11 protein-coding genes are annotated in these 14,613 nt (G+C 67.1%); 4 read left to right on the top strand and 7 right to left on the bottom strand.

Going from position 1 to position 14,613, the window contains the following annotated elements:
* Positions 1-6 precede the first annotated feature (6 nt).
* From ACQY39_RS04045 to ACQY39_RS04030, 4 genes are all read right to left on the bottom strand, one after another.
* The gene (locus ACQY39_RS04045; RefSeq protein WP_428503627.1) at positions 7-855 is read right to left on the bottom strand and encodes a hypothetical protein; all 849 of its coding nucleotides are present in this window, start codon (positions 853-855) and stop codon (positions 7-9) included.
* A gap of 111 nt (positions 856-966) precedes the next feature.
* Positions 967-4,734 carry a hydantoinase B/oxoprolinase family protein gene (locus ACQY39_RS04040; protein ID WP_428503625.1) on the bottom strand — a complete coding sequence of 1,256 codons (3,768 nt, stop codon included), beginning with the start codon at positions 4,732-4,734 and terminating at the stop codon, positions 967-969.
* A 105-nt stretch (positions 4,735-4,839) separates the two neighbouring features.
* Positions 4,840-5,430: a PAS domain-containing protein gene (locus tag ACQY39_RS04035; protein ID WP_428503623.1), complete on the bottom strand. Its 591-nt coding sequence runs from the start codon at positions 5,428-5,430 to the stop codon at positions 4,840-4,842.
* A gap of 230 nt (positions 5,431-5,660) precedes the next feature.
* Complete coding sequence (locus ACQY39_RS04030) at positions 5,661-6,239, bottom strand: single-stranded DNA-binding protein (protein ID WP_263516071.1); 579 nt, start codon at positions 6,237-6,239, stop codon at positions 5,661-5,663.
* A 227-nt stretch (positions 6,240-6,466) separates the two neighbouring features.
* Between ACQY39_RS04030 and ACQY39_RS04025 the strand changes: the two genes are divergently transcribed.
* The 4 genes from ACQY39_RS04025 to dgt all read left to right on the top strand — a co-directional run bounded on the left by ACQY39_RS04025 (position 6,467) and on the right by dgt (position 10,824).
* Positions 6,467-7,642, top strand: coding sequence for a sensor histidine kinase (locus ACQY39_RS04025; protein WP_428503621.1), 1,176 nt, complete (start codon positions 6,467-6,469; stop codon positions 7,640-7,642).
* 5 nt (positions 7,643-7,647) lie between these two features.
* Positions 7,648-8,427 (top strand): LytR/AlgR family response regulator transcription factor, encoded by a 780-nt coding sequence (locus tag ACQY39_RS04020; protein ID WP_428503619.1) that lies wholly within the window; start codon positions 7,648-7,650, stop codon positions 8,425-8,427.
* A complete protein-coding gene (locus tag ACQY39_RS04015; protein ID WP_428503617.1) occupies positions 8,424-9,302 on the top strand; it encodes a head GIN domain-containing protein in 879 nt (292 codons plus the stop codon). Before ACQY39_RS04020 ends, ACQY39_RS04015 begins: the two co-directional genes overlap by 4 nt.
* A 160-nt stretch (positions 9,303-9,462) precedes the next feature.
* Positions 9,463-10,824 carry a dGTP triphosphohydrolase gene (gene dgt / locus ACQY39_RS04010; protein ID WP_428503615.1) on the top strand — a complete coding sequence of 454 codons (1,362 nt, stop codon included), beginning with the start codon at positions 9,463-9,465 and terminating at the stop codon, positions 10,822-10,824.
* A gap of 36 nt (positions 10,825-10,860) precedes the next feature.
* Here the strand turns inward: dgt and ACQY39_RS04005 are convergent, their stop codons facing one another.
* From ACQY39_RS04005 to ACQY39_RS03995, 3 genes are all read right to left on the bottom strand, one after another.
* Complete coding sequence (locus tag ACQY39_RS04005; protein WP_428503613.1) at positions 10,861-11,361, bottom strand: cupin domain-containing protein; 501 nt, start codon at positions 11,359-11,361, stop codon at positions 10,861-10,863.
* Positions 11,362-11,490: 129 nt separating this feature from the next.
* Positions 11,491-12,180: a PEP-CTERM sorting domain-containing protein gene (locus tag ACQY39_RS04000; RefSeq protein ID WP_428503612.1), complete on the bottom strand. Its 690-nt coding sequence runs from the start codon at positions 12,178-12,180 to the stop codon at positions 11,491-11,493.
* A 121-nt stretch (positions 12,181-12,301) separates the two neighbouring features.
* Positions 12,302-14,500 (bottom strand): PhoX family protein, encoded by a 2,199-nt coding sequence (locus tag ACQY39_RS03995; RefSeq protein WP_428503610.1) that lies wholly within the window; start codon positions 14,498-14,500, stop codon positions 12,302-12,304.
* Positions 14,501-14,613 lie beyond the last annotated feature (113 nt).

Raw genomic sequence — 14,613 nt, 5'->3', positions numbered from 1 at the left:
CGCGGGTCAGAGCTGGGAGGCGCTGCGGCGGCCGGCAGGCTGGACGCTGCTCTTGCTGCGACGCTGCGCCTGCTTTTGCATACGCCAGTAGCCCCAAGCGCCACGACCCAGTGCCAAGCTCAAGACCAGGCCGATGACCCAGGGCGTGAGCTCGTCGACGAGCTGTTTCAGCATCACCGAGACCAGAATCGAATCGCGCCGGATCTCGGCTTCACTGCGGGGGCGGGCGCCGGGGTCGGCACCACCACCGTGGCCGAAGCCCCCCGACGAGTTTGACAACTCGGAGCGCTGCCGGCTGCTGCGGCGCCGCTCCATCTCTTCCTCGCTGGGTTCTTCAAACAGCAGACCGCCGCGGAACTGGCTCAGCTCGGCACGGGCGTCACGCCAGAAGTCCTTGAAGTCGCGCAGCTCGCTGCTGTCGCGCAGTTCGCGCAAGGCGTCATTGATCAAAAGCTGATCACCGAGCTGCGCCGCATCGCGTGTCGGGCGCCCCGCCGCTGAAGCATCGGGGCGCGTGCGGGCAGCACCCTGGCCATTGCCAGGCTCGGTCTGAGGCCGCGCAGGCTTGCCGTCCGCAGCCGGGGCGGCCAGCACCTGAGCCGCCGCCGCCTGCCAGTCGGCCTCGCCGGGCGCCGCCTGCCCCACGCCGAAACTCGGCTTGAAGGGCTGCGACATCTCGACGCGCCGGCCAAAGCCTTGGCTCTCCACCGGAGCTGAGGCCGCGTAGGGGTTCTGCAAGAGCTTGCTGATGTCCACCGGCGCCATGGGCGACTGGATGACCGGCTCGGCGCTGACCGTGGCCGCGCCGCAGAGCAGCAAGGCGCAGCCAACAGGCCGAAGAACGGCCTCAGCCATGGCAGCGGCCCAAGCGGTGAACCGCCTGTTTGCGCCTGCTTGCTGAACCGATTTCATGGCCGTCACTCGTTTTCTCTTCCGCACCCGAGCCCGATGCGGGCGCGGTCTTATTTACATTTTGCCCGGCTCACGAGGCTTTTCTGGTGTGCTTACGCTCGCTTCAGTGCCGTTTTCACCATCTATGGCGCCAAACCCCCCGGCTCCGGGGGTGCGAATCACGAACACATCGCCGGCCTGCATCTCGGCCTGGCCGATATGGGGCAGGTTCTCGCGGCGGCCATCGGCGCGTTCCACCCAGTTGGCCCCGGGCGCCCCGGCGGCGCCACCGGCCAGACCGAAAGCGCCGCGCAGACGGCCATTGCTCAGAATGCCCGCCGTCATGGGCTCCAGGAAACGGATCCGGCGCTCGCCGCCATGGCCGCCGCGCCAACGCCCGGCGCCGCCGCTGCCGGGCACGATTTCGTAAGCGTCCAGGCGCACCGGGAACCGGAACTCCAGCACCTCGGGGTCGGTCAGGCGCGAGTTGGTCATATGGGTCTGCACCACGCTGGTCCCATCAAAGCCCGGGCCGGCACCAGAGCCGCCGGAAATCGTCTCGTAGTACTGGTGGCGCGCGTTGCCAAAAGTGAAGTTGTTCATGGTGCACTGGCTGGCCGCCAGCACGCCCAGAGCGCCGTAGAGCGCGTTGGTGACGCAGCTGGAGGTCTCGACATTGCCGGCCACCACGGCCGCTGGCGCGCGCGGGTTCAGCATGCAGCCCTCGGGCACGATCACCCGCAGCGGCTTCAGGCAGCCCGCATTGAGCGGGATCTGGTCGTCCACCAGGGTGCGGAAGACATAGAGCACCGCCGCCATGGTGATGGCCTTGGGTGCGTTGAAGTTGTTCGTCAGCTGCTGGGCGCTGCTGCCGCTGAAGTCGATGCAGGCGCTGCGCTCGGCAGCGTTGACGCGCACCGCCACCTGGATCTGCGCGCCATTGTCCAGGCTCAGTGTGAATTGGCCGTCACGCAAGGCGGTGATGACCCGGCGCACCGATTCCTCGGCGTTGTCCTGCACATGCTGCATGTACGCCGCCACCGTGGCGCGGCCGTACTGGGCCACCATGGCCTGCAACTCCTGCACGCCCTTCTCGTTGGCGGCAATCTGGGCGCGCAAATCCGCCAGGTTTTGCTGCGGGTTGCGCGAAGGATGCGGGCCGCTGGCCAGCAGCGCCAGCAGCTCGGCCTCACGCAGGCGGCCTGCCTCCACCAGCTTGAAGTTGTCGATCAACACGCCTTCCTGGTCGATCGATGTGGAAAACGGCGGCATGGAGCCGGGGCTGATGCCGCCGATGTCGGCATGGTGGCCGCGCGAGGCGACGTAGAAGTCGGGGCTGGCATCCGAAACAGCAGTCTCGAGATAGACCGGCGTCACCACGGTGATATCCGGCAGGTGGGTGCCGCCGTGATACGGGTCGTTGAGCACATAGACATCCCCGGGCTTCATGTCCGGGTTGCGCTCGATCACGGTCTTGATCGACTCGCTCATCGAGCCCAGATGCACCGGCATGTGCGGCGCGTTGGCGATCAGCTCGCCAGCGGCGCTGAACAGCGCGCAGGAGAAATCGAGCCGCTCCTTGATGTTCACCGAGTAGGCCGTGTTCTGCAGGCGCAACCCCATCTGCTCGGCGATGTTCATGAACAGGTTGTTGAAGACCTCCAGCATCACCGGGTCGGCCTCGGTGCCAATGGCGTGGGCGCTCACGCGCGGCCGCACACGGCGCAGCACGAGCAGGCCATCGGCCTGCAGATCGGCCTGCCAGCCAGGGTCGACCACGGTGGTGGCATTGCGTTCGGCCAGGATGGCCGGGCCGCCGATGCGGTCGCCGGGCTGCAGCTGCTCGCGTTGGTAGAGGCGTGCTGGGCGCCAGCCGGCCGGCTGCTCATCGGCCGGGCAGTACATGGCCAGTTCGGCGGTCGCCCGTGGCTCATGTGGGGTCAGGTCTTGCGCCGGGGCTGTGGCCGCCAAGGCGGCACCGGGCGCATTGCACTCCACCGCCACAGCCTCGATCACCAGAGCCCGACCCGGCATCAGGAAGGCAAAGCGCTGGCGGTAAGCCGCCTCGAAAGCGGCCTGCAAGTGAGCCAGCGTGGCGCCGGCATCGAGCGGGCAGCTGAGCGCCGTGTCCGTGCCCTGGTAACGCAGCTGCAGCTTGGTTTGCTGCAGCAGCTGATCACAGGCCAGGCCCTGGGCCAGCAGTTCGGCGCGGGCGGCCTCGTGCAAGCGCTCGGCCAAGGCGCGCGCGGCAAACAGGCCGGCCTCGTCCAGAGGCAGCTCCAGCGAGGCCTCGCGCAGTGCGATCTGGTCGGCCAGGCCCATGCCGTAGGCGCTCAGCACGCCGGCCAGTGGGTGGGCCAGCACCACGCTCATGCCCAGGGCATCGGCCACCCGACAAGCGGCCTGGCCGCCGGCGCCGCCAAAGCACTGCAAACTGTAGTCGCTGACGTCATAACCGCGCGCCACCGAGATCTTCTTAACCGCATTGGCCATGGCGCCGACCGCGATCTCCAGCGCGCCGCTGGCCACCTCTTCAGCGCTGAGGCTGCGGCCACTGGCCGCGCTCATCTGCGCCGCCAGGGCCTCGAAGCCCGCGCGTGACGCCGCCAGATCCAGCGCCTGATCGGCCTGCGGACCGAACAAGCGCGGGAAGTACTCGGGCTGGATGCGGCCCAGCAGAAGCTGGGCGTCGGTGGTGCTCAAGGGGCCGCCGCGCCGGTAACAGGCCGGGCCAGGGTTCGCGCCGGCCGACTCGGGCCCGACGCGCAGGCGTGCGCCATCGAAACGCACGATGCTGCCGCCACCGGCGGCCACCGTGTGGATGCTCATCATCGGCGCGCGCATGCGTACGCCGGCCACCTCGGTTTCAAAGGCGCGCTCGTAGGCCGGCGCGGTGTCGTATGCCGCGCTGGCCGCGTAATGGCTGACATCGGTGGAAGTGCCGCCCATGTCAAAGCCGATCAGCTGGCGATGGCCGGCGGCAAGAGCCGTGCGCACCATGCCGACGATGCCGCCTGCAGGGCCAGACAAGATCGCGTCCTTGCCCTGGAAGCGCCGCGCCTCGGTCAGGCCGCCCGAGCTCTGCATGAAGAACAGCGGGACACCCGGCATTTGCGAGGCCACTTGCTCGACATAACGCTTCAAAATGGGAGACAGGTAAGCATCGACCACGGTGGTGTCACCACGCGGCACCAGCTTCATCAGCGGGCTGACCTCGTGCGAGACCGAGACCTGGCTGAAGCCGATCTCGCGCGCCAAAGCAGCAGCCCGCTGCTCGTGCGCCGGGAAGCGGTAGCCGTGCATGAAGACAATGGCGCACGCGCGCAGGCCGGCCTCGTAGGCGGCCAAGAGCTGCACGCGCAGTTCGGCTTCGTCCAGGGACTGCACGTGCTCGCCGTCGGCGCCCATGCGCTCTTGCGCCTCGATCACGCGGCTGTAGAGCAGCTCGGGCAGCACGATCTGGCGCGCGAACAGCTGCGGCCGCGCCTGGGTGGCGATACGCAGCGCATCGCGAAAGCCGCGGGTGGTGACCAGCAGGGTCGGGTCGCCCTTGCGCTCCAGCAAGGCATTGGTGGCCACCGTCGTGCCCATCTTCACGCACTCGACCTGGGCCGGCGTGATCGCCTCGCCGGGCCGCAATCCCAACAGGCGGCGTATGCCCTCGACCGCCGCATCAGGGTACTGCTCGGGGTTCTCGGACAGCAGCTTGAGCGTGTGCAGCTGGCCATCGGGCGCACGGCCGACCAGATCGGTGAAGGTGCCGCCGCGGTCGATCCAGACTTGCCAGCGTTCTGTCAGAGGCTGCGTAGGCTTGCTGGTGGATGGGTGAGCGGAAGCGGGCATGGCGTTGAGGAGGTTCGGGCGATCGGGAGGGTCAAGTTGGCAGCAGGTGCCAACATCCCACACTATCGCTGAACCGGACGACCCCGAGCCTCGCCAGAACGGACTTCAGACCTTGACGCTCACCTGACGCAAAGACCGATCCAGAAGGCCTGCCACCACACCCAGCAGCGGCTCCCGGCCTGCGATGCCGAGTGGGGCGGGATTCGACGCCTGCAGATCGTCCAGCAACTGATGGAAGGGCCGGTCAGCGCTGATTTGAAGCCTGGGCATGGCCGCAGCGTCCTCCACCAAGAGCCGCCCCGCCGGCGAGGCCGGCCGCTCGCTCAAATCCACCATGGTTCCGACCATGCGCGTGGCATTGCCGTGGACATCGCGTTCCAGCACCACACCACGGGAATGCATCAAGCGGTAGCCCGAACCATTGCTCCGCAGACGGAACTTCGCCTCGTAGCTGGGGAGCCTGCCATCCAGGTAAGCCTGCATGGCGCTCAACATCTGCGCCTGATCGTCGGGGTGGACGCGGCAGCGCCAAAAAGCCGTGTGGTCGGCCGAACGGGCGTAGGGGAAGCCGAGGTGTTCCTTCCACCGCGGCGAGTAGTGAACCGTTTCTTGACGCGTGTCCAGATCCCAAACGCCGAACCAACCTTGTTCGATCGCCTGTCGCCAATGCTCTACGTCGGGCCTGCTGATACTCATAGCGCTCCATCTTGTCGGGGCGCAGCCCAGGGGTCAAGCACAGGGGCCGAAAAACAGCGATTCCAGCGCCAGTGTTCACGATTGGAAGACGCCAAGCGACTTTCGGTTCGGTGACGTCCAAACCAAAAGGCCCACCTCCTCTCGGAGCGCGGGCCTTGAATCCACAGAACACCAACAAGGTGTTGGTTAGAACGGAATGTCGTCATCCATATCGTCGTCCGAAGGGACGATCAGAAAGGGATGTCGTCATCCATATCGTCAAAACCGGTCGCCGGGCGCGGCGCCGGGGCGGGCGCGGGGCGGGCTGCCGGGGGGCGAGCGGCCGGGCGAGCCGGGGCGCGAGGGGCAGGTGCGTCGCCGTAGTCGTCGCCACCACCGCCGTAGGACGCAGCGCCGCCGCCGGCCGCAGCACCTGCGCCACGCCCTTCGCGGGCACCGTAGCCGCCACCACCGCCGCCGCCTTCATCGCCAGAGTCACGGCCGCCGAGCAGCTGCATCTCATTGGCGATGATCTCGGTGGTGTAGACCTCCTTGCCTTCCTTGTCGGTCCATTTGCGAGTGCGCAGACGGCCTTCGACGTAGAGCGGGCGGCCCTTCTTGCAGTACTGACCAACGATCTCAGCGAGCTTGTCGTTGAACACCACACGGTGCCATTCGGTCTCTTCCTGCTTCTCGCCGGATTCGCGGTTTTTCCAGTTGCGCGTGGTCGCCAGGCTGATGGTGCAGAACGCAACGCCGCTGGGGTTGTAGCGCAGCTCAGGGTCGCGCCCCAGGTTGCCGATGAGAATGACTTTGTTGACCGAGGCCATATTGCGCTCCGCTGGCGATAAACGCGAGATTATGCCGCTGCCCCCGCTGCCCTGCCCAAACTTGAGCCCGTAGTGGCTTCAGGCTTACACCTGCGAGCGAGCGCGGCTGGCCCGCCTGCACGGGGCCGCATGAGCCCAAACCCCAGGGCGCCGCAGTTCGCGCCCTGCATCCCGCACTTAGTCAGGCCGGCGCCCGGCGCGGCGCAGGCTTTGCCTAAGATGCCGACATGGACAGCCGCACGCCCCTGAACCCGAGCCAGAGCTGGAACACCGGCAGCCGCCGGCGTTTCTGGCTGGCCTATGGCGGTGCCTGCCTGCTGACCTGGCTGCTGTATGTGGTGGCCGGGCTCGATTACCAACGCGGCCAGCAAGGCGTGTGGCAGCTCTGGTCCGCCGTCTACGAGGCCACGCTGACGCTCTGGGCGCCGATGCTGATGGGCGTGCTGGTCTACCCCTGGGTGCGCTGGCTGCATGAGCGCGACTTCGGTCTGCTCAGCCTGGCCGCCCTGCACGCTGCCGCCGCCCTGCTGTTCAGCACGGTCTGGCTGGCCAGTGATTTCGTGCTCGCCAGCCTGCTCTTCGGCCCCGAGCACGCCGAGGCCACGCTGATGCAGACGGCGCTCTGGCGCGCCATCACCGGGGTGTTCGTCTATGTGCCGGTGTCCACCGGTTTTGCGGCCGTGCTGAATGCCCGGCGCGCCCGCCGCAACGCGGTGGCCGCGGCCCAGGCCGAGAGCGCGCTGGCCCGCGCCGAGCTGGCCGCCATCAGCGGCAAGCTGAACCCGCATTTCCTCTTCAACACCTTGAATTCCCTGATCGCCCTGACCCGCAAAGACGCCAAGGCGGCCGAAACCGCCCTGCTGCGTTTCTCCGACATGCTGCGCTATGTGCTGGACAGCAAGCGCGGTGTGGCCGACCGCGTGACCCTGGAGGAAGAGCTGGGTTTTGTGCGCGACTACCTGGCCCTGGAGTCCCTGCGCCTGGGGCAGCGCCTCAGCGTGGAATGGGCGCTGGACCCGCAGACTCTGCAGGACGAGATCCCGCCGCTGACCCTGCAGCCCCTGGTGGAGAACTCCATCATCCACGGCATCTCGCCCAGCGTGAAGGGCGGCTGCATCAGCATCAGCGCGCGCCGCGATGCCTTGACGCAGGGCCTGGCCCTGACCGTCAAAGACGACGGCGCCGGCTGCGACCCGGCCCGGCTGAACGCGCAGGACGCAGTGGCCTCGCCCAGCGACGCCGCCCATGTCGGCGGCGGCCACCGCGGAGGCGGCATCGGCCTGGGCGCCCTGCGCCGCCGCTTCGCACTGGACTTCGACGGCCGCGCCCGCATGCACATCCACACCGCACCCGGCGCAGGTTTCCGCGTCGACCTGTGGATTCCGCAAGCCCTCACCGCATGACCCCCATGAACACCACCGCCACACCCCGCATACGCACCCTGATCGCCGAGGACGAACCCCTGGCCAGCGAAGCCCTGGCCGACTGGGTCGCGCAGCTGCCGCAGCTGGAGCTGCTTGCCTGCTGTGCCGACGGTCTGAGCGCGCTGGAACAGATCCGCAGCCTGCGGCCGGAGCTGGTCTTCATGGACATCAATATGCCGGGGCTGAGCGGCCTGCAGGTCTTGCGCGCCCTGGCCGAGGACGGCGCCGGCGGCCCGGCACCGCGTGTCATCTTCACCACCGCCTACAACGAGCACGCCATCACCGCCTTTGAGCTGCACGCGGCCGACTACCTGCTCAAACCCTTCTCGCAGGAGCGCTTCAACGAGGCCGTCGGCCATGCGCTGCAGCGCAGCACCGCCGCCGAAACGGTCGGCAGCACCCAGGCCCTGGAGGCCGCGGCCAAGCCCGACAACTCACCCATGACCCGGCTGCTGGTGCGCGACCAGGGCAAGATCTTCCCGATCCAGGTGGACACCGTCGAATATCTGCGTTCGGACATCAAGTACACGGCCGTGGCCAGCGGTGGCCGCCAGTACCTGGTCAATCTGCCCATCACGGCCTTCGAACAGCGCCTGGACCCGAGCCGCTTCATCAAGCTGCAGCGCAGCTGCATCGTCAATCTCGACTTCGTGGTCTCGATGACGCCGGACGAAAACTCGCAACTGATCGTGCAAATGCAGGATGGCAGCCGCTTCACGGCCAACCGCGATGTGTCCAAGAAACTGAGGGAGCAATCGATATGAGCTGGAAGCTGCTGTCCACCGGCCTGCTGGCCTGTCTGATGAGCGAGTGGGTGGCCGCTCAGCCCGGCGGGGCGCCCGCCGCAGCGGCTCCGGCCAAGCCTGCAGCGCCCGCGGCTCCTGCGGCCGTGGCGCCACCGGCCCCGCCGGCGGCCGAGGGCAAGCTCTACGTCGGCCGCCCCTTCGAGCGCCTGGAGCTCTCCGGCACCGCCAATGTGCGACTGATCCAGGGCGAACGCGACCAGGTCTTCGTGGTCGGTGACGCCGAGGCACAGAAGCAGATCGAGCTCGACTACAGCGGCGACAAGCTGCAGATCCGCTCAGTCGACGGCTGGAAGATGTGGCGCAACCAAAGGCCGCAGATCGACGTCACCCTGCGCCGGCTCCATCAAGTGATCCTGTCAGGCGCGGGCGATCTGCACGCGCCCGGCGCATTCCGCTGCGTCCAGCTGACGGTCAGCATCTCGGGCGCCGGCACGGCACGTTTCGACGATCTCAATGCCGAGCGCTTGAACTTCGGCATCTCCGGTGCCGGCACCGGCAGCATCAGCGGCCAGGTGAACATGCTGTCGCTGCGCATCTCCGGCAAGGGGCGGCTGCAGGCCGAAAACCTGCAGGCCCATCGCGCGGCCCTCAGCATCAGTGGCATCGGCGAGGCCGAGGTCTGGGCCACCGAACAGCTGGCCATCTCGGTCTCGGGCTTCGGCCAGGTCGACTACTGGGGCCGGCCCGAGGTGCAACGCCAGTCCTCTGGCATCTCGCGCATCAACGCCCGCGGTGACAAGGCCAGCAACGCCCGCGCAGTGCCGAGCAACAGCAACAGCGGCGGCGGTAGCAGTGAGGCCCGCGCGCCGCTGGAGGAGCTTGCAAGGCGCTGACAGCCGCGGCCCTGCCGGAAAACCGGTCAAAGTCCACGGCGGCGCCATGGTGGGCACTGTGCAAAGCTGAGCGTGCAAGCCTATCGTGTGCCGACGAGCACCCGGCACCGCATGCCGCCGCAATCGCTGGCGGACCGATGGCCGGGCGAAAGGAGATGCCATGAGCTCCACGCCCGAAACGTCCACGCTGAGCGAACAGCTCAGGCAACTGCGCGGCAGCATGCAATGGCTGGTTCGGCGCTCCGGCTCGGAGCTTCAACGGGCCCGAGGCAGCTACCGCAACCCTTTCGCCCGCGACCGTGCCCGCGTGCTGCACTGCAGCTCCTTCCGCCGCTTGCAGGGCAAGCTCAGCTGGCCCAGTCTCGACGAGGGCGAAGTCATGCGCTCGCGACTGACCCATGCGCTGGAGACCGCGCAGCTGGCGCGTGGTTTGTTGAGGGCCCTGGAGGGCTTGCACTCCCGCTCGGAGCCCTGGGTGGCCTTGCTGCCGGACCCGAACTTGCTGGAGTCCATTGCCTTTGCACGCGAACTGGGCGCGGCCCCCTTTGGCCGCGGCGGGGAGATCATGCTCAACTGCCTGATGCACGAGCATGGCGGCTTCGAGACGCGCGCGCAAAGCATCCGTCTGTTGGCACGCCAGGAGCCCTATGCCGAAGGCTTCGGCCTCGACCCCTCGCGCCGCCTCTTGCTCGGCATGCTGGACCGCCCCTGCCCCTGGTCGCGGCTGCTGTCGCCCCGCTCGCGACAGCAGCCCGGGCCCGGCATGGTGCCGCTGCGCGAACACTGGTCACCGCCCCAGGGCTTTTACGACGAAGACCAGGACCTGGTGGATTGGGTTCTCATGCCCCTGGAAGGCCCGGAAGCCGATCGCCTGCTGATGCCCCGGCGTGCGGCGACGGAGCATCAGCATGGCCACGCCGGACCTGGCAGCCTGGATGCCAGCCTGGTTCAGCTGGCGGCCGGGATTGCACAGGGCGTTCATGAGTTCGAAGATGGCCTGACCCTGGGCGAGATCGCCCGCGAGGATTGGGAGGCGATCGAGTTCGATCGCAGCTGGGCCGAGGCGGTGGACCTGGGCGATATCGACGGCATCGGCCAGGCCTTGTTCGGCAGCTCGACACCGGCACGCAAGCGCGCCATAGGCACCCTGGTGAACGCCTTGGTGGTGTCCGCCGAAGTGGAACCCCTGCCCGGCCACGAGGAAGCCCTGCTGGCCTGGCAGGTGCAGTTGCTGCCTCAGGCTCAAGTCTTTCTGGGTGGCTTGCAAGCCTTGGTGCAGCGCCGCCTCTACGACCGTGCCCAGGTCCAGATGCAAGAGCATCGCGGCCAACTCGTCTTGCGCGAGCTGTTCGAGGCCTGCGTCACCACACCCAAGCGCTTATTGCGCGACGAAGCCCTTGCGGCCTACGCGGGGGCTGGGAGCGAGACCGAGAAAATGAGAGTCATTGCCGACCAACTGGCCGGGCTGTCCGACGCCCATGCCACCCGTCTGCACGACAAGCTGGTGAACGGTGTCGGCTGAGTTGCTGCACCTGTCCCGCTCAGGCCGGGCCTGCGCTCAGGGCTCGCCGTCCCAGTAATCGAGACCGTGCTCGCGCCGATGGACGAAGGCCGGGCCCTTGGAGAACACAGCGATCTTGCCCGAGTCGGGGTATTCGCAGACCTCGGGCCGGTCCTGGGTGCTGATGCTCAGGTACTTGAGCTCGGCGTCCGAGGTGTTGAGGATGTGGTGCGGGTATTCGGGCCCGCAGGGAATGAAGATGACGTCGCCGGCCTTGATGGCCAGCAGTTCATCGGCCACCCGCAAGGTTCCCTGACCCTCGAGGACGATGAACATCTCCTCTTGCGTGTGGTGAAAGTGGTAGGGGCAGCTCTGCTGCCCGGGCGCCACGGTGTCCACGCCACAGCCGAGTTTGCGCGCCACGGTGCCCTCGGACACGGCTCCGACCAGGCTGTCGTAGCGCGGCGGGCGCAGGTAGCGCTCGCGCGGCACTTCCAGGAAATTGCGGATCAGCTTCAGCCGCAGCTCCGCGGCCTTGTCTTCTGAGTCTTCGGTCATGGTGGCGCCCACTCTGCTGTTGCTACACCGGATGGTGGCTGCCATCTTGACCGAAAACTCGCTGCACACCAATGCCCGCCGCGGCGTTCGGTACTCCGCGAGCGGGCCTTGGAGAAGCGCAGGCCTTGATCAGACCTTGGAACGGCGGCGCTGAGCCAGGGCGAACAGCAGACCCAGACCGCCGAACAGCAGCGCCGCGCTTTGCGGCTCAGGCACGGGAGCGGCAAAGCTGAGTTCGTCCAGGCTGACATCGCTGCCGGCCACGCTGAAGCTGTAGATGTCGGCTTGGCCACGCACGAAGCCGAGGAACTTGCCTTCGTTGTAGCTGTCAAACGTGGTCTGGATGCTGTAGCTGAAGGACTCCAGCACGGCGCCGTTCTGGCCGTAGGCGGTCAGCACCAAGCTGTTGGCCTGGCCGTCGGTGCGGTACTGGTTCAGGTAGGCGCCGACGCTGCTCACGGCCGCGCCGAAGCTGAAGTGCAGGGGGCCGCCGCTGCTGGCGAGGAAGTTGCCGCTGCCGGTGGGCGTCGGGGTCAAGCCGTCCACGGGGTTGCCGCGGGCACCCCAGAGGCCGTTCTCGCCCAAGTCACGCAGGTTGGCGCCGATTTCTGTGCCTTGGCCGGGCTGCAGGAAGACGTTGTAGCCGGTCTCGGCCAGGCCCAGTTCCACGGTGTTGCCGGTGAGCAGGCCGTCGAAGCTGTTGAAGCTCACACGCAGGGCGGTGCCGAAGCCGGCATCGGAATCAACGGCGTCGGCATGGGCGCCGCCGGCCAGCAAAAGGCAGGCCGCCAGGGCCAGGGTCTTGATTTGGGTTTTCATGATGGGTCTTGCTCCAGAGGAGTGAGTGAAGGTGAGTTGCAGGGGTGCGGCGGGCGAGTGGTCGGGCCTCGAAGGCACCGCGCTCGCGCCCGCCGCATGGGCCTGTTCAGGCCCTCAGCACTCAGCTGCCGATGATGCCGCCGTCGTCCTTGGTGATCACGACCACGCTCGAACGGGGGCGGCCAAACGGCACCGAGGTGACACCGTCGGACTCCACGCCCCACTGGTTTGCAGGCCAGCGCGACTTCAACTCGGGGTTGCTTGGCAATGCGTCCTCGCCGGGGTGCTGCACACCGACCCACATGGTCTTGCCATCCGGGCTCATGGCGATGCCGGTCACTTCGCAGCCGTTCGGGCCGGTCAGGAAGCGGCGGGCCATGCCCGTGTTCGGGTCGGCGCAGACCATGCAGTTGGCGCCGATGTTCTTCCAGTCACCGGAAGCGTCACCGATCTGGTCGGTCTGCACCCAAAGGCGGCCGAAGTGGTCGAACCACAGGCCGTCCGGCGCGCCGAAGTCGGCGCTGCCGAAGGGGTCGGCGACGATATTGCCCTTGTAGTTGTTGGTGGGCTTGGCCGGCTTGGTGGTCTTGGTGTCACCGGCTTGCAGGAACAGGTTCCAAGTGAAGCTGGTGGCCTTGACGGTGTCGGCATCTTCTTGCCAACGGATGATGTGGCCGTAGATATTGTCTTCGCGTGGGTTGGCTGCGTCGACGGCGGGGCGGGCCGAACCAGCGGCGGTCGAACCATCGGCCTTGTTTGACGACGGTGTGGCGCTGCTGCCGCGGCGGTTGTTGTTGGTCAGCGTGCAGTAGATCTCGATCTTGTTGAAGCCGCCGATGCGTGGGCGGGCACCGGTCCACTCGGGGCGGTCCATCATGGTGGCGCCAACAGCGTCGGCGGCCATGCGGGTCTTGATCAGGATCTTGGCCAGCACTTCGGCGTCGTCGGCGCCGGCGAAGTTGGCGTTGTCACGCAAGGCCAGGCCGTCCGTGCCGATGGTGCCGGGCAACAGTGCGAGCCATTGACCGCTCAGGTCGGAGGCGAACTTGGCGACGTACAGGGTGCCGGCGTCGAGCAGGTCACGGTTGGCAGCGCGGCTGGCCGGGTTGTACTTGCCGGCGCTGACGAACTTGTAGATGTACTCGTTGCGCTCGTCGTCGCCCATATAGACGGCCAGATGACCGTCCTTGTCCACCACATACTGGGCGCTTTCGTGCTTGATGCGGCCCAGGGCGGTGCGCTTGACCGGCACGTTCTTCGGATCGTAGGGGTCCACTTCCACCACCCAGCCAAACAGATTGGCTTCGTTGGGGTTGCCGTTCAGGTCAAAGCGCGGGTCCTGGGTGTGCCACTTGTAGTTGAAGCCGTCCTTGGTCAGGCCGTAACGGTTGAACATCTTGCCGACTTCGCCGGAAGTGGGCGCAGGCACAGCCGTGTTGGCACCGAAATTGCCGTTGAAGTTCTCTTCGCAAGTCAGGTAGGTGCCCCAGGGCGTCACACCGTTGGCGCAGTTGTTGATGGTGCCGTAAGCGGTGAAACCATCGGTTTGCTTGCCGGTGGGGAAGCTGCCGTTCTCGTTGATGCTGTACTCATTGGCCTTCATCAAGGCATGGCCGGCGGCCGGGCCGGAGATGCGGGTCTTGGTGTTGGCGGTCAGGCGGCGGCCATAGGGCGAGTTCTTGACCACGGCCCACTTGCCATTGCGGCGGCGGGCTTCGAGGATGGACACGCCATGGGCGGCTTGCGACTTGCGCACCGCTGCCAGGTTGGCGCCTGCAATGCCGGCAGGGGTCAAGATTTCTTCAGGCGTGTACTCGTTGTTGATGGCCAGAATGCCACGGTCCGAGGTGGGCTTGCCGTCCGCGCCGGTGAAGGGGAAGAAGGCCATGCCGTCGTTGTGCGCGCCAAATTGCTTGGCCTGCTCAGCGGCGGTGTTGCTGGCGTCAGAAGCGAAAGGCACGCCACCGGGCATGATCGCGTCGCCCCAAGCCACGAACAACTCGGCGGTGTAGCCGGCCGGCACGGTGATCTTGTCGGCCACGGCCGACGCTGCAGGCGCCGTGGTGACGGACACGCTGGCGGGCACGCTTTCAAAACCAATGCCAGGGAAACCCAGGCCTGCGGGCACGGGCGCGGCTTGCACGGTACCAACCAGGCCCGACAGGGTCAGGCCACCGGCGGCGGCCAGGGCGGTGGTACCGACCGAGCCCTTGATGAAGGTACGGCGGCTGCTGTCGATGCCGTCGATGATGTCGTAAATCGATGCATTGCCGGACGGATTGATCGTCTCGTCATTGCGGGGGTGCTTGATGCCCTTCATGGATGGCTCCTGCTGCTGTCGTTGGGGGTAACTTACGGAAATTCACGGCGGTGATGGCCGGCTTCCGCCAGCGCAGCGCGAAATGTGCAGAACTCAAGCGACAGCGCGATGAC

It is taken from the genome of Roseateles sp., from assembly GCF_965262435.1.
Lineage (GTDB): Bacteria > Pseudomonadota > Gammaproteobacteria > Burkholderiales > Burkholderiaceae_C > Paucibacter_A.
Note: the sequence above shows the minus strand (reverse complement) of the source record. Positions and strands in the feature narration are given on the sequence as shown.

Excerpts from the sequence above, each read along its gene's own strand:
- ACQY39_RS04035 (WP_428503623.1), bottom strand. The coding sequence starts at position 5,430 with ATGAGTATCAGCAGGCCCGACGTAGAGCATTGGCGACAGGCGATCGAA.
- ACQY39_RS04020 (WP_428503619.1), top strand. The coding sequence starts at position 7,648 with ATGAACACCACCGCCACACCCCGCATACGCACCCTGATCGCCGAGGAC.
- ACQY39_RS04005 (WP_428503613.1), bottom strand. The coding sequence starts at position 11,361 with ATGACCGAAGACTCAGAAGACAAGGCCGCGGAGCTGCGGCTGAAGCTG.
- ACQY39_RS04015 (WP_428503617.1), top strand. The coding sequence starts at position 8,424 with ATGAGCTGGAAGCTGCTGTCCACCGGCCTGCTGGCCTGTCTGATGAGC.
- ACQY39_RS04045 (WP_428503627.1), bottom strand. The coding sequence starts at position 855 with ATGGCTGAGGCCGTTCTTCGGCCTGTTGGCTGCGCCTTGCTGCTCTGC.
- ACQY39_RS04025 (WP_428503621.1), top strand. The coding sequence starts at position 6,467 with ATGGACAGCCGCACGCCCCTGAACCCGAGCCAGAGCTGGAACACCGGC.
- ACQY39_RS03995 (WP_428503610.1), bottom strand. The coding sequence starts at position 14,500 with ATGAAGGGCATCAAGCACCCCCGCAATGACGAGACGATCAATCCGTCC.
- dgt (WP_428503615.1), top strand. The coding sequence starts at position 9,463 with ATGAGCTCCACGCCCGAAACGTCCACGCTGAGCGAACAGCTCAGGCAA.
- ACQY39_RS04000 (WP_428503612.1), bottom strand. The coding sequence starts at position 12,180 with ATGAAAACCCAAATCAAGACCCTGGCCCTGGCGGCCTGCCTTTTGCTG.
- ACQY39_RS04040 (WP_428503625.1), bottom strand. The coding sequence starts at position 4,734 with ATGCCCGCTTCCGCTCACCCATCCACCAGCAAGCCTACGCAGCCTCTG.
- ACQY39_RS04030 (WP_263516071.1), bottom strand. The coding sequence starts at position 6,239 with ATGGCCTCGGTCAACAAAGTCATTCTCATCGGCAACCTGGGGCGCGAC.